The following is a 14,951-nucleotide window of genomic DNA, read 5'->3' as shown; positions in this document are numbered from 1 at the left end:
GATGGGTCTGGGCGCAAAACAATATGAACAAGAAAATCACTCGCCGGGAGGGGCGTCCTCGGGGGCTTTGGGTGGGGAATCAGGGGCCTTTTCCGGGGCTTTTTCGCCCGCCGCGGGGGCCGGAGTCGGCGGGAGCGGCAGGGAGCGCGGAAGTCCTCCGGTTCGCGGCGGCGCAGGGGCAACCTCCCCGAGGGTTAGCAAGAAGGACCAGCGGTAAACGCCTCTTGGCTCGATCCGGTATTTCTCTAGGGGCAACTCGCCCCAAGAGTTGGTGCCTCCCAAGCCCATCTGGCGGTGGTCGATGTTGAAGGTGATCGGTCCGGTGAGGGTGTCGGGGATGTCGGTGGCGGTGTGGGCAATCTCGATGTCGTCCTGCGACAGCGGATAGGCGGAGGCGGAGAGCGGTGATTCATCTGCAGCATCGACGCGCAGCGCGACGCCGCCTGCCGTCGGGAGGAAACGCACCCAGCGAACGCCGGTGAAATTGCCACTTTCCTGGGGATCGACGTAGGGATGGAAGAGTTGGCGCATGGGCATGCTGTGGATGGTGGTGTAAGCACTGGCCAAGCGGTCCACGTAGTTTTCGTGCGGCCCCTTGCCGTACCAAGTCAGGTTGTCGACCTTGGGGGACAGGCCGCCTTGGAAGCCGATCCGCGGGATCATCGGCAAGTTGCCTTGGGGCGTGAAGACCGTGTCTACCGAGAGCTGGCCGGAGGGATGCATGCGCCAGGTGATCGCCGCCTCGCTTTGGCCAGCGGGCACGGAAATGCGGGTGTTCACGAAGGCTTTGCCATCTTCCTCACCGGACACGATCGAGATTGCCTTGGCATTCTCGCCGGCACGCCGCCAGACCGAGAGCTTGCGGGGCAGCTTCGCGCCCTCGTCGTTGTTGGTCGGCGGGCGCCAGAAGTTCAGCCGCAGCGGAGCGGCCAGCAGCTCCCTGCCGTCGAGGGTCCAAGAGGAGAGCATGCCCGAGCGGCGGTCGATGCGGGCCACCGTCTTGCCAGCGCTGAGGGTGATCGCTTCCGGTGTTTCGGCCGCGCTGGCCTTGCCTTCGGCGGTGGCGGGCTGTTCGCCGGTGGCGTGGCTCCATGGCAGGATGAACTCATTCCAAGCGAAGGGCATACCCACCGGAGCCCAAGGGGTGGCGACTCCATGGTCGAAGCGGATCCGGAAGACATACTCGGCGCCAGGCTCCGGGGTAACCCCGGTGGGTACGTTCAGGTCGATGCTGCCTTGGGCGGGAATCTCGGCCAGATCGAGCTTGCCGCCTCCCGCGGAGACACCGTTCTTCAACAGCTTCCAGGAAGCCCGCACGCTCGCGGTGCTGGTGAAGAAGCGTTCGTTCTTCACCCGGAGATGCAGATCCTGGGAGGCGAGATCCACTGCGCTGACGTGGATATCCTGGTAGACCTTCTTCACTTCCTCGAACTGCGGGCTCGGCCAGCCGTTCGGCATAATCAGTCCATCACAGCAGAATGAGCCCGCAGTCAGGCGGTCATCGAAATCGCCACCGTTGGCGAAGATCATCCGCTCGGCGGGTTTGGCGGCATCCGCGGTGAAGTCGAACAAGACCAGCGGTGCCTTGGCTTTGAAGCCGATCTCATCCGCGCTCAGGGCGCGGCCATAGATCGCGGCGCGGCGGATCGCCCCGTTGAAGCGGCGATCCGGTTTCTCGGTATCGATGCCCACGGCAGCGCGCCAGCGGTTGGCGGAGATGGCGCCGCTGCACTCGCGTTCGGCTGCCTTCTGGCCATCGATGTAGATGACCAATTGCTTGCCATCGTAGGTGCCGGCGACGGTGTGGAACTGGCTGCGCCATGCGGTGGCGTCCGGCAGATCGGCATACACGGCTTCCCACTTGCCGGCGATGTATACGAAGAACTCGATCATCGAGCCCTGGTTGTTCACCTTGAGCATGTAGGAAGTGTCGCCCTTGGAGATGATCGGGTAGCCGTCGGATTGCGCCTCGTCGCCACTCGGGCGATTGCCTTTGCCGCCGAAGTTGCCGCGGACTTCCGCGACCAACGAGACGGTTTCGGTGAGGTGCAGGTCGAGCGCGTCATCCAGCACCGTGTTGCCTGCGAAGAGTCCGTCCTCCGCATTGACGAGCCCGTAGAGCGTTGCCTTGTGACCCTTGCCGGAGCGATCCTCGGCGGCACTGATTTCCTGAACCTGGCGGAACAGTCCCTGGTCCTTCCAGTCCCAGATGAAGCCGCCCTGCAGCAGGCGCTCCTTGCGGTAGATGTCCCAGTAGTCGGCGAGGTTGCCCGAGGAGTTGCCCATCGCGTGGCTGTACTCGCACTGGATCAGCGGCCGTTGTTGCTCGAGCGGCTTCTTCTCCTCATCGCGGCAGTAGGCGAGGCAGTCCTTGATCGAGGCATACATCGGCGAGAAGAGGTCCACATGGCTGCGGCGCTGCGCCTGCTCGTAGTGAACAGGGCGGGAAGCATCGCGCTCGTGGATCCACTTGGAAGTCTGCTGGAAGTTGATGCCGTCGCCGGACTCATTGCCCATCGACCACATCACCACGCTGGGGTGGTTCTTGTCGCGCTCGAGGCAGTTCTTCATGCGGTCGAGGTGGGCCGGTCCCCAAGCCGGGTCCTTGGCCAGCGGATTGGCATCCGGGCCCCAGCCCATGCCGTGGCTTTCGAGATTGGCCTCGTCGATCACGTAGAAGCCGAGCTCGTCGCAGAGTTCCAAGAAGCGGGGATCGTTCGGGTAGTGGGAGCCGCGCACCGCATTGATGTTACCCCGCTTCATCGTCAGCAGGTCATCCTTCATGTTCTGCTCGGTCACGTAGTGGCCGGACATGGCATCGATATCGTGGCGGTTCACCCCCTTGAAGAGGATCGGCTGGCCGTTGTGGAGGAACTGGCCGTTCTTCACCTCGTCGCGGCGGAAGCCGGTCTTGCCGGCGTAGTAGGCGAGGTCCTTGCCCGTCGCGTCGGTGAGCGTGATCAGATAGGAATAAAGTTCCGGGGCCTCGGCGCTCCAAAACTTCAGGCCCTCGAGTTCCGGCACCTCGAAGGAGATGGGGAGTTCGCCACTGGCCGGCACGGTCATCGGGATCTCGCGGGCGAGGACCTCCTTGCCGTCGCGGTCGCGCAGCAGGAAGCCGAGCTTGCCGTCCTTCGCTTCGCCTGACTCGTTCGCCACTGTGGCGGTGAAGCGCAGCTTGCCCTTCTTGTAGTCATCGCTGAGGCCCGCCTGCAACCAGTGGTCGCGGACATCGATCGGCGGCGAGGTCCAGAGGTAGACGTCGCGGAAGATCCCGCTCATGCGCCACATGTCCTGGTCCTCGAGGTAGGAGCCATCGGAATTCTGGTAGACCTCGGCGGAGATGCTGTTCTCGCCGTCCTTCAGATACTTGGTGATGTCGAACTCGGCCGGAGTCCGCGAGTCTTCCGAGTAGCCGACCTTCTCGCCATTGATCCAGAGGTAGAAGGCGGAGTCCACGCCTTGGAAGACCACGTGCACCGGTTGCCCGTTCCATTCCGGCGGCAGGGTGAAGCTGCGGCGGTAGCTGCCCACCGGGTTGCGCTTGGCCACCGGGAAATTCGGGAAATGAGCCGGCGGCTCGCCCATCACGTGCGGTGGGTCCGAGGCGAAAGGATACTCGATGTTGGTGCCGATCGGCACGCCGTAGCCTTGCAACTGCCAGTTCGAGGGCACCGTGATTTCCGGCCAGCCGGAGATGTCGAAGTCCGGCTTGAAGAAGTCCGCGGGGCGTGCGGCTGGCGTGCCGGCGTAGTAGAATTTCCACTTGCCGTTGAGCATCTGGCACCAAGGCGACTGGAGCCGCAGCTTGGTCAGGGCATCCTCCCGCTGGGGGAAGGGCATCGCCGTGGCGCGGGGTGCTTCCTTGTTGATCCGGAACACGGCGGGATCCTCCCACTCGGGAGCTTGGGAGAAGGCTGGCAGGGCCAGGGCAAAGAAGAGCGGGAGAGCTTTCATCGGTTGCGGAACGACGGTCCAAATCGTGGTCGAATCCGGGATTTTGGCAAAGAGGAAAGGTGTAAGCAAAGGGTCATCGCTGGGATCACCTGGAGCGGTCTCCGGGTGTCAATGCCCCGCCTTTTTGAGTAGGAAAGTGATTTTGGTCTCGATTTCGGGGCTGGTAGGGCGTTCAGCGAGGCGGAGAACCCATGCCTGATCCCCGACTCCCCGGCCTACGCTGGCCCCGCCCGCTTTTCTGCGCGCTGGGCACTGTCGCGCTTTTGTTGCCCGCGGCGGTCCAAGCGCAGGAGGGCGCGCTGCTGCCGCCGGTGCTGAATGAATTCCTGGCGAGCAATTCCGGCGGGCTGGAAGACGAGGATGGCGACAGCTCCGACTGGATCGAAATCTACAACCCGAATGCCTCGGCGCTGGATCTGGGAGGCTATCGCTTGGAGGACTCCGCCAACACTTGGGACTTCCCGCCGGGTGCGATGGTCGCGGGTGGTGGGTATCGGATCGTCTTCGCGTCCTCAAAGAACCGGAACAATCCGGCGAACAACCTGCAGGCTACTTGCCCTCGCCGGTGGCGACGCAGACCTACCTGTTCCTGAACGATGTGCTGGCCAACCAGAACTATCCCGCAGGCACGGCGCCGGCGGGATGGCCGAGCAGTTCAGTGAACGGCCAGGCCTTCCGCTATGGCTGGAACAGCACGCTCAAGGCGCAGTACAGCACCCAGCAGTTGATTGATGGTCTCAAGCAGATTCCCACGGTCTCGCTGGTGACGGAGCAAGGGAATCTAACAGGTGTTGCCCAGGGGATCTACGTGAACTCCGGTCTCAAGGGTGACGAGTGGGAACGGCCGGTCTCGATGGAGTACCTGCCAGCGGATGGTAGCGACGGCTTCCGCATCGATGCCGGGCTGAGGATCCGCGGCGGGGCTAGCCGGGGCGATGCCTACGTGAAGCACTCGCTGCGGCTGCACTTCCGCGGCAGCTACGGGGAATCGACGCTGAAGTTCGCGCTGCATGGTAGCAGCGGCACGGATGAGTTCGATACCCTGGACCTACGGACCGAGCAGAACTACCACTGGGCGAATAGCAGCGGAACTGAGAACACCGCGGTGCGCGAGGTCTTCTGCCGTGACCTGATGGCGGCGATGGGCCAGCCGACGACACGCTCGCGCTACGTGCAACTCTACCTGAATGGCCAGTACTGGGGGATCTATCAGACGGAGGAGCGCGCGCAGGAGGACTACGGTGCCAGCTACTTCGGCGGCAAGGCGGATGACTACGATGTAATCCAGACTTCGAACCACCCGAGCTTCACCTACGAGTTGAGCAGCGGGCAGGTCAATGCGTGGCAGACGATGTGGAGCCTGGCGCGGACCCATGCGGGAAATCCGAGCGCGGCGAACTACTTCGTGCTGCTAGGCCGCAATGCGGACGGCCAGCGCAATCCCGCGCTGCCGGTGTATGTGGATCTGGACAACCTAATCACCTACATGCTGGTGAACTACTACACGGGAGATGGCGATGCGCCGCTCTCGAATTTCCTGAGCATGAACCGCGCGAACAACTGGCGTGGGATGCGGAACCGCAATGGCACAGAAGGCTTCCGCTACTTCGTCCACGACTCCGAGCACACGCTGCAAGCGCCAAGCTGGGTGGACAATCGCCCGAACACGAGTGCGCCGAATGGCAGCAACCGCAGCAGCTTCACTTACTCGAACCCGGAGTGGATCCACGAGGATCTCGCGGTGAATCCCGAGTATCGGATCCGCTTTGCGGACATCGCGCAGAAGGCGCTCTTCAATGGTGGTGCGATGACGGCCTTCCCGGCGACCACGCTCTTCGATGCGCGCGCCGCACAGATCTCGCAGGCAATCGTGCCGGACGCGGCGCGTTGGGGGAGCAATGCGACGAACCACACACTGGCGCAATGGCAGTCGCGGATCAATTCGATCCGCAGCAGTTTCTTTCTGTCCCGGCAGTCGTCGATGATCTCCTACCTGCGGACCCGGGGATTTTATCCAGCGGTGAGCACGCCGGTGTTTTCGCAGCGGGGTGGCTCGGTGGGGGCGGACTTCATGCTGACGCTGAGCTCGGGTGGTGGAGGCACGATTTACTACACGCTCGACGGCAGTGATCCACGGGCGATCGGCGGAGCGGTGGCGGGAACGGCAAACACCTATGGCGCAGGAATTCCGATCAACGGGGTGGTCACGGTACGGACCCGTTACAGGAGTGCGGGAGGGATTTGGTCTGCCTTGGATGAGGCGCGCTTCATCGGCTATCCGCCGGCAGTGGCGGGGGATCTGGTGATCAGCAAGATCCACTATCACCCGGACAATCCAAGCGAAGCGGAGAAGGCCGCGGGCTTTCAGGGTGACTCCGAGTTCGAGTATGTGGAGCTGCTGAACATCGGCGATCATACGGTGGATCTCTCGGCGGTGGCTTTCATGACGGGGATCGGCTTCAACTTCGGCACTTCGCCGATCGTGACCCTGGCGGCAGGGGCGCGGGTGTTGGTGGCGAAGAATCCGGCGGCGCTGCAAGTCCGCTATGGTCCGGGGCTGCCGGTGGCGGGTGCCTATAGCGATGAGCTGAGCAATGCGGGCGAGACCTTGCGTCTGGCTGGCACTGCGAATGCGACGCTGAAGGAGTTTGCCTACGATGATGTGAGCCCGTGGCCGCTGTCCGCGGATGGCGATGGTTCCGCGCTGGTGCTGAAGGGTCCGGCGAGCAATCCGGCAGCAGGGCAGGGCGGGAACTGGCGGGCGAGCAATGTGCGCGGAGGCAGGCCGGGTGCGGCGGATTTGTTAGATCGCGATGCTTGGCGCGGTCAGAACTTCGCGCCGGAGGAATTGGCGGATGTGGGGCTGGAAGCCACGCTGTGGGGCGATGAGGCGGATCCGGATGGGGATGGTGTGGTGAACCTGATGGAGATGGTCAGGGGGACTTCCCCGGGGGATGAGAATCCGCGGCCGGAGCCGGAGGGGAGCTGGTGGACGGATCCGGGGACACAGGAGCGCTATTTCACTGTCGGCTTCCGGGTGCGGGAGGATCTGGATCTGACTGCGGTCACGATCTCAGCGCAGGGGTCGAGTGATCTGGAGGCTTGGCCGGATAGCCTGGAGCGAGTGGGCGCGCCGGTGCCGCAGGGGGATGGCACGGTGATGCTGTGGTTCCGCGAGGCGGCGCCGGACGGTGGGCAGAGGTTTGTGAGGATTCAGGTGAGCGTGCCTTAGGCCCTTGGACGGACATGAGTGCCCGCCCTCCACAGGGCGCAAGGGGCTTGCGTCACCAGAAGATCACGTAGAGGGCGATGGTCGCGATGATCGCCACTGCGCCCCAGAGCTTCGCGGAGTTCGAGGATTCGAGTGCGATCTGATCATTCACCGGCATTTCCGCGGGTTCTGCCAGCGGGTGGACCAAGGTGGCCACGCCGCAGAGGATGAGCACGCAGATGAAGCAGATGCCCATGCGGTCGAGGAAGGACATGTGGTCTGCGTACCACAATCCATTGGCGCAAATCCGATCGCCCAAGAACATCAGGAGGGCATAGAGGACCGCATTCAGGGCAATGCCCGCCCAGCCCAAGTAGCGCGGCGCGCGGGGCACGAGGAAGCCGACGAGGAAGATCGCGAGGATGCCCGGGCTGATGAAGCCCTGGATTTCCTGGATGAAGCGGAAGATCGAACTCAAGCGCTCGGCGAGGATGGTCGAAAGCAAGATCGCGATCGCCACGAAGAGGATCGTGAAGAAGCGGCCCGCCCCCACGAGTTGCGCTTGGGTCGCGTCCTTCTTCACCTTTTGGTAGAGGTCCATGGTGGCGATGGTGGCCGCGGAATTGAGCATCGCGGCCAAGGAGGAGATTACCGCTCCGAAGAGTGCCGCGAGCACAAACCAAGTGATGCCGGGGCGCATCAGATTGCGCAGCAGGGTGGGGAAGGCAGCGTCGTAATCGTAGCCGACCAGCTTTGCGCCGGTGGTGATGGCGGGCTGACTCGCGGCCGCCTGCAGCAGGCGGGCGTTGCTGGTGGCCCAGTATTGTGGAGTCGCATCCACAGGGGCCGCCTCCATGGCAACGCCGACCACACGGGAATTGTGGGTCACAACTTCCTTCGCTTGGTCCGGCGACATCCGCGCAAAGGCTTCGGTGAAGGGATAGACGGTATGATCGGTTTTCGCGAGTTCCACCATGGTGTTGGTGTTCTTCTTCACCGCCTCCGCCCGCAGGTCCTGATGATAGAGGTTGAAGCACAGGATGCCCGGGACCACGACGATGAAGGGGATAATCAGCTTCAGGAAGGCGGCGAGCACGATGCCCTTCTGGCCCTCCGCAAGTGACTTTGAACCCAGGGTCCGCTGGACGATGAATTGGTTCAGCCCCCAATAGTAGATCACGGGGATCCAGATGCCAAAGATCAGCGCGGTCCAGGGCAGATCGGGATCCGTCTTCGGCAGCTTCATGTGCAGCTTGCCTCCGGACTGGTTCTCACCGGTGATGGCCGCCGCTTCACCATCGTGGCCATCATTGAGCAGCATGAAGCGCTCCCAGGCCCCGGCCTTTTGGAGGTCCTCCACCGTGGCGCTGGAGTTCATCACCTTGGATGCGATCAGTTGGTGGGGATCGGCATCCTTCATCGCACCGAAGGCCAGTCCGGCCACGATGGCGCCACCGATGATCAAGGCAGCGCCCCAGACCATGCCGGTCCAAGTCCCGGCCTTAAGTCCGCCGACGAAAACGTTGATCGCGGCACAGATGCCCACCAGGCAGCAGCCGATCTTCACGTTCCCCAGATTCAGGCCGGCGACGTCCACACCTTGGAAGAAGACCGAGACCACCTTGGCCCCGGAATAGATCACTGTGGCGGTGGGACCGCAGACCAGCATCAGCAGCGCCAGTGAGGCCATCACCGTGCGGGAGACCACGCCGTAGCGATACTCCAGGAACTCCGGAATGGTGTAGAGGCCGCAGCGCAGCAGGCGCGGCAGGAAGACAAAGGCAACCAAGACCAGCGCGATGGCCGCCAGCCATTCATAGGAGGCAATCGCCATACCCAGCCAGTCCGCAGCCGCACCGGACATGCCGACGAATTGCTCGGTGGAGATATTCGCGGAGATCAGGGAGAAGCCGACGAGCCACCAGGTGAGGCCGCGGCCGGCGAGGAAGTAGCCCGCCGCACCACCATCCGTCGCATCCTTCGATTTGCGGGTGCCCTTCCAGATGCCGAAGCCGGTGACGCCGATGACCATCAGGAAGAAGAGCACCACATCCAGGGTGCCCATCTTGCCGGCTTTCAGGGTCACGGCCTCCGGGGCGGCGGTCTGGGCGAGAAGCAGTGAAAGGGCAGGGATCATGCGGGCAGTTTTACAGGATAAATCAGTTTGGCTGGTGTCCGAAGGGCGGGACAGCATACGGGGCCAATCCTGCCGTTTTTCATGCGGCGGGATTGGCCCCGGGAATTGTTTGGCGAATCGGGCGCTTAGCCTTGGTTCTTCGCTTTCTTGGCGAAGAAGAGCATGAGCAGACCGAAGACCAGCATGACGAGACCCCAGAAGGTGTTCACGTTCATGCCGAGGATCTTGATGTTGAGCGATTTCGCATACATCTCGGCGCCGTTGGTAAAGACGCCGTAGCCCGCGAGCATCAGGCCGTAGATCGAGAAGACGTAGCCGATTGGAAGTCGGAGATCCATGGTAGTGTGGGTTTCGGGATTACCAGAAGTAGATGTTCAGGGCGACAACAGCGATCATCACGATGCTGCCCATCACTGCGGGACGCAGGATCCAAGGCTCGTTCTCATCGCGATGCTTCGGCGTGAGCGAGTAGACCAAGCCAGCCAGCTCCGCATCGGTCTTGGTGCGCTTGGTGAGCAGCGAGATGACGAGGTTCACCAGGAAGGTCGTGCTGAAGGCCACGATCGCGACCCAGAAGCCTTGGGACATTTCCTTCGGGAACTCGAAGGCCTTGACCGGGGTGATCCAGGCACCCTTGAGGCCCGGGGCATTTCCGGTGGCGTAGCTGAGGCCGTGGAAGGTGACGGCGGTGGCGGTGCCGACCACCAGGCCCCAGAAGGAACCGGAGCTATTCGAGCGCTTGGTGAACATGCCCAGCAGGAAGGTCGCGAACAGCGGCGCATTCACAAAGCCGAACACCAGCTGCAGGATCGACATGATGTTGTTGTACTTCGAGGCCACCAGCGCGAAGCCCATGGCGGCGATGATGCCGAAGACCGTCGCGTACTTGCCCATGGCGAGCAGCTCCTTGTCGGTCTGGTTCGGCTTCATGGTCTTGTAGAGGTCGTAGGTCCAGACCGTGTTGAAGGCCGTCACGTTTGCCGCCATCCCGGACATGAAGGAGGCCATCAGCGCGGTGAGCGCCAGCCCCAGCAGGCCATTGGGGAAGTAGTGGAAGATCATCGAGGGCAGCACCTGATTGTAGTTCAGGGCACCATCCTTGATTGGGATCGAGTAGCCGCCGGCGACCGAGTCGCTGGTGAGGCCGTAGGCGATCATGCCGGGCAGGATGACGATCGCGGGGAAGAGCATCTTTGGAATGGCACCGATGATCGGGGTGCGGCGGGCGGCACCCATCGAATTCGCGGCCAGCGCGCGCTGCACCTCGGCGAAGTTTGTGGTCCAGTAGCCGAAGGAGAGCACAAAGCCGAGGCCGAAAAGGATACCATACCATGGCACACCCAAGGGATTGTGGAGGTCGCCGGTCTGTGCCCAGGAATGGACGGCACCTTCACCGGCGGGAGAGGCATGTAGCTTCACCATCAGGCCTTCCCAGCCGCCGATGTCCTTCAGCGCGATGTAGGCGATCGGGGCCATGCCGAAGACGATCATGAAGAACTGCAGCACCTCATTGTAGATCGCGGAGCTGAGGCCGCCCTTCAGCACGTAGGCAAGGACGATGGCCGAGGTGACGATCAACGAGACCGCGTAGGGCCAACCAAGCAAGGTGTGCAAGAGGTCCGCCAGCGCGTGCATCGAGATGCCGGAGGACGCGACGGTCATGAAGGCGAAGGACACCGAGTTGAAGACCCGGGTCGGCTCGTTGTAGCGCATCTTCAGATACTCCGGGACCGACTTGGCCTTGGAGCCGTAGTACATCGGCATCATGAAGATCCCGAGGAAGACCATCGCGGGAATGGCACCCACCCAGTAGAAGTGAGAGGTCATGATCCCGTACTCAGCACCGGAGGCGGCCATGCCGATCAGCTCCTGTGCGCCGAGGTTGGCGGAAATGAAGGCGAGACCGCAGACCCAACCGGGAATCGAGCGGCCGGAGAGGAAGAAGTCCTCCGCGCTGTTCATGTATTTCTTCAGCGCGAAGCCGATGCCAATGACAAAGGCCAGGTAGATCGCCATGATCGACCAGTCGATAAAGTTGAGGTCGGGCTTGGCGATCCCTTCGAGAGAGACGGCGCCGCCGACATTGGCGAGCAGTGGAGCGAGTTCGGTTAGCATCGGGGCAAAGATGGGTTTGCTTGAGCGGGTGGGTGATTGAGGCGGGGAGGCCGCTCTCTAGCAAGAGACGAGTGCGTGCGCCCCCCGGAAAGGGGGGCGCACGAAATGGTGACTATCCGCGCTTATTCAGCGGAGAACTTGTGGATCATCACGTGCTTGTAGGTCTCGCCCGGATTCAGCACGGCGGTCGGGAAGTCCTTGTGGTTCGGAGCGTCCGGGTAGTTTTCGGTCTCCAGCGCGCAGGCCGTGCGGTAGGCGTACTTGACGCCCTTCTTGCCGGCGACGGTGCCGTCCAGGAAGTTACCGCCGTAGAACTGGACCGCGGGCTTGTCGGTGGAGATTTCCATCACGCGGCCGGACTTGGGATCCTTGAGGCGGGCCGCCAGCTTGACGCCGCTGCCGGGCTTGAGAATCCAAGCGTGGTCGTAGCCGCCGCCGAGCTTGAGGGCCTCGAACTTGGCGTCCACGCGCTGGCCGATCGGGGTCGGCTTGGTGAAATCCATCGGGGTGCCGGCGACGGGCTCCAGCTTGCCGGTCGGGATCAGGCCCGCGTCGGTCGGCAGGAACTTGTCGGCATTCAGCGTCAGGATGTGGTCGTTGATCGAGCTGTTCTGGTCGTCGCTGAGGTTCCAGTAGCTGTGATGGACGATGTTGAGGATGGTGGGGGCGTCGGTCTTGGCTTCGACTTCCCACTTCAGCTCGTTGGCCTCGGTGAGGGTGTAGGTGACCTTGGTGGTCAGGGTGCCGGGGTAGCCTTCTTCCTTGTCCGGCGAGACGTAGGTGAAAGCGACGGCGTTCTTGGCCTCGTCGGGCTCGGCCTTCCACATCTTCTTGTTGAAGCCGACCTTGCCGCCGTGGAGGTGGCAGGGGATGCCGCCGGGCTCGTTGTTGGTGGCGAGGGTGTATTCCTTGCCGTTCAGCGAGAAGATGCCCTTGGCGATGCGGTTGCCGAAGCGGCCGACCGAGGCTCCGAAGTAGGGATTTCCGGCGGAAGCGTAGCCTTCCACGGAGTCGAAGCCGTGGGTCACGTCGGCGATCTTGCCGGCTTTGTCCGGGACTTCCATGGACACCAGGGTGGCACCGAAGTCGGAAATGCGGGCGCGGAGGCCGTTCTTGTTGGTCAGGGTGTAGACCTTGGCCTCTTGGCCATCAGCGGTTTTGCCAAATGCTTCCATCGCGATTTTTTCTGCGGAGGCTGTTCCGGTCTGGAGGGCGGCGGCAAGTGCAGCGGACGCCATCAGAGTCATCAAGGGTTTGGTCTTCATGGGTTGGTCAAACAGGGTTGAAGGGTGAAATCGTTAGGCGGGGCTGTAAATGGGAAATCCCGTCCTCGTTCTCAGGTTTCTTAGTCTATGGTGAGTGTGCCGGGGCTGGGCAAGATTTCCTTGTGTAGTGGCCGTTTCGTGCGAACGGGCATGGGTCGGCGGGCTGCACCAGACCTATTTCCTTGTTTAGCGGTGCGGTTCTCCGAAAAAGCCTCCGATGAGCCTCGATTTCCAGACCTGCTCCGATCCTGCCGCCTGGCTGGACGAAGTCCTGTGCGCCTTCAATTGCCAGACTGGCACCCTGCACCGCACCGATGGCAGCGGGGAGTTCCTCGAGCTGGTGATCCAGAGGGGGGTGCCGGAGTTCCTGCTGCCGAAGATTTCCCACATTCCCTTTGGCAAGGGGATCGCCGGGGTGGCGGCAGAGCGCCGGGAGCCGGTGGAGCTCTGCAACCTGCAGGAGGACCTCGGCGGGGTGGCGCGGCCAGATGCCCGCCAGACGCAGGTTTCCGGCTCGCTGGCGGTACCGGTGTTCTCGCCGGACGGGACCCAGGTGCTGGGGACGCTCGGGGTGGGTATGCAGGCGCCTCATGATTTTTCGGACGACGAAAAGGCCCGTTTGTCAGCCATTGCAGCCCAAGTAGGAAAGTCATGGAGTGCAAATTGAGCACCGACATTGACCAGAAGGCCCTTGGGTCGTTAGATAGGGGCCATGACACCCGTCGGGGCCGCGAAAAAGATACTCGACACGATGCTGGGTCACCTCGGTTTCCACGTGGACATCGAGGTTTTCGACAGTGAGGAAGAGCCGTGCCTGCAAATCCATAGCCCCCGTCCCGAGCTGCTGATCGGCAAGGACGGCGAGCGTCTGGACGATCTGCAGTACTTGGTGAACCGCGTGCTTAAGAAACATTTCCCCAAGGCCGCACGCGTCCGGATCGATTGCGAGCACTACCGCGCGATCCAGGAGGACAAGCTGAGCGCGGAAGTCCGTGGCGCTGCGGAAACCGTGAAGGCCAGCGGGAAACCGTTCAAGATGCGTCCCTTGAACGCGTACTATCGGCGATTGGTGCACAATGCGCTGATCGATGACACGGACGTGGAGAGCGTATCCCCCGGAGGCGAAGAGCGCCTGAAGCGCATCCTGATCCGGCCACGTGGCAGTGGCGGGACCGAAAGCCAGCCGGGAACTACTGAATGAAACGCTTCTTTTTCGACTGCGGGACGCGAGATGCACTCGCTTCCACTGGCATCCTGTTTCTGCGGGTCAGCTTCGGGCTGATGATGATGATCGGCCACGGAATCGGGAAGTGGCAGGCATTTTCGCAGCTGTCCGGGAATTGGCCAGTGCCCCGGATCTGGCCACTCAGCATGATGAGCGGGCCGGTGAGCCTGATCGCCACTATCGGCGCAGAGGTCTTTGCCGCTGCTCTTTTGGTACTGGGTTTGGCGACGCGGCCCGCGGCATTCGTGTTCGGCTTCGCGATGTGCGTGGCGGCCTTCCAGGTGAATGTGAATGCAGATTTCTTCTCCACTGGCGGACCGGCCAAGGAGATGGCCGTGCTCTACCTGATTCCCTGCTTCGTGCTGATCATCACCGGCGGCGGGCAGTGGTCCGCGGATGCCTTGTTCAACACGGAGGACAGACGCCGCCGCAGGCGGTAGCCGCCCATGGAAACGCATCGACTTGTCCTGCCGGAAGACCTGAACCACTTCGGCTTCCTCTTCGGGGGGCGGCTCTTGGCGTGGGTGGATGAGGCGTGCTGGATCGCGGCGTCGATCGACTATCCGCACTGCCAGTTCGTGACCATCGGCATGGACAATGTGGAGTTCCGCTACTCCGTAAGGCAAGGGACGATCCTGGAGATTCGCTGCCAGAAGGAGAAGGCAGGCAACACCTCGGTGAGCTACAAGGTGGAGGTCTTTGACCGCCGCAATCTCTCGGCCCCGGCGATCTTTGTGACCACGGTTACCTATGTGAGCGTGGATGACGCGGGGCGGAAACGGCCCCTCGGGAGTTGAGGGTTTGGCTCAGGGCTTCGACTTGGCGACCCGGACTTCCTTGATCAGGAAGTCGGACTTGGAACCCGCGGCATCGGTCCGGAAGTTCCAGCCCCAGCCGCCCGTTTCGGCGGCAGTCGGGAGGGCGAGCGCTAGGATGATGAAGAGGGATCGGAGCATGATCCGGCTACGCTAGTGGGTTCGCGGGGTTTGCAAAGTAGTCCGCTCAGTCCTCTGAGCGGACGAAGCAGTTCTGGTGGCGGAC

The 14,951-nt window shown here is 62.6% G+C and carries 12 protein-coding genes; 6 read left to right on the top strand and 6 right to left on the bottom strand.

From position 1 onward, the window contains the following. Positions 1–36 precede the first annotated feature (36 nt). Positions 37–3,957 carry a glycoside hydrolase family 2 TIM barrel-domain containing protein gene (locus BV071_RS32570; protein WP_052572968.1) on the bottom strand — a complete coding sequence of 1,307 codons (3,921 nt, stop codon included), beginning with the start codon at positions 3,955–3,957 and terminating at the stop codon, positions 37–39. A 191-nt stretch (positions 3,958–4,148) separates the two neighbouring features. Between BV071_RS32570 and BV071_RS06325 the strand changes: the two genes are divergently transcribed. Next, a complete protein-coding gene (locus tag BV071_RS06325) occupies positions 4,149–4,550 on the top strand; it encodes a lamin tail domain-containing protein (protein ID WP_081885826.1) in 402 nt (133 codons plus the stop codon). Then, complete coding sequence (locus BV071_RS06320) at positions 4,523–7,189, top strand: CotH kinase family protein (protein WP_035603555.1); 2,667 nt, start codon at positions 4,523–4,525, stop codon at positions 7,187–7,189. The genes BV071_RS06325 and BV071_RS06320 overlap by 28 nt, the downstream gene beginning before the upstream one ends. A gap of 52 nt (positions 7,190–7,241) precedes the next feature. Here BV071_RS06320 and BV071_RS06315 read toward each other — a convergent pair whose 3' ends face one another. The 4 genes from BV071_RS06315 to BV071_RS06300 all read right to left on the bottom strand — a co-directional run bounded on the left by BV071_RS06315 (position 7,242) and on the right by BV071_RS06300 (position 12,685). Continuing rightward, positions 7,242–9,305: a hypothetical protein gene (locus tag BV071_RS06315; RefSeq protein ID WP_075090848.1), complete on the bottom strand. Its 2,064-nt coding sequence runs from the start codon at positions 9,303–9,305 to the stop codon at positions 7,242–7,244. Between the two features lie 125 nt (positions 9,306–9,430). Next, positions 9,431–9,643 (bottom strand): hypothetical protein, encoded by a 213-nt coding sequence (locus BV071_RS06310; RefSeq protein WP_035603553.1) that lies wholly within the window; start codon positions 9,641–9,643, stop codon positions 9,431–9,433. A 19-nt stretch (positions 9,644–9,662) separates the two neighbouring features. Then, positions 9,663–11,420, bottom strand: coding sequence for a sodium:solute symporter family protein (locus BV071_RS06305; RefSeq protein ID WP_035603550.1), 1,758 nt, complete (start codon positions 11,418–11,420; stop codon positions 9,663–9,665). 122 nt (positions 11,421–11,542) lie between these two features. Next, positions 11,543–12,685, bottom strand: coding sequence for an aldose epimerase family protein (locus BV071_RS06300; protein WP_035603547.1), 1,143 nt, complete (start codon positions 12,683–12,685; stop codon positions 11,543–11,545). A gap of 217 nt (positions 12,686–12,902) precedes the next feature. Between BV071_RS06300 and BV071_RS06295 the strand changes: the two genes are divergently transcribed. The 4 genes from BV071_RS06295 to BV071_RS06280 are packed head-to-tail and all read left to right on the top strand — an operon-like array spanning position 12,903 to position 14,707. Further along, on the top strand, positions 12,903–13,352 hold the full coding sequence (locus BV071_RS06295) for a GAF domain-containing protein (RefSeq protein ID WP_035603544.1): 450 nt from the start codon (positions 12,903–12,905) through the stop codon (positions 13,350–13,352). A 45-nt stretch (positions 13,353–13,397) separates the two neighbouring features. Then, complete coding sequence (locus BV071_RS06290; RefSeq protein ID WP_035603541.1) at positions 13,398–13,886, top strand: R3H domain-containing nucleic acid-binding protein; 489 nt, start codon at positions 13,398–13,400, stop codon at positions 13,884–13,886. Then, positions 13,883–14,350: a DoxX family protein gene (locus tag BV071_RS06285; RefSeq protein ID WP_035603539.1), complete on the top strand. Its 468-nt coding sequence runs from the start codon at positions 13,883–13,885 to the stop codon at positions 14,348–14,350. Before BV071_RS06290 ends, BV071_RS06285 begins: the two co-directional genes overlap by 4 nt. A 6-nt stretch (positions 14,351–14,356) precedes the next feature. Then, complete coding sequence (locus tag BV071_RS06280; protein ID WP_035603536.1) at positions 14,357–14,707, top strand: hotdog domain-containing protein; 351 nt, start codon at positions 14,357–14,359, stop codon at positions 14,705–14,707. Positions 14,708–14,716: 9 nt separating this feature from the next. On the opposite strand, the gene BV071_RS35205 is transcribed toward BV071_RS06280, so the two are convergent. Further along, entirely contained in the window at positions 14,717–14,866 is a 150-nt protein-coding gene (locus BV071_RS35205) for a hypothetical protein (RefSeq protein ID WP_265594129.1), read from the bottom strand. Positions 14,867–14,951: the final 85 nt, after the last annotated feature.

This window comes from Haloferula sp. BvORR071 (assembly GCF_000739615.1).
Taxonomy (GTDB): domain Bacteria; phylum Verrucomicrobiota; class Verrucomicrobiia; order Verrucomicrobiales; family Akkermansiaceae; genus Haloferula.
Note: the sequence above shows the minus strand (reverse complement) of the source record. Positions and strands in the feature narration are given on the sequence as shown.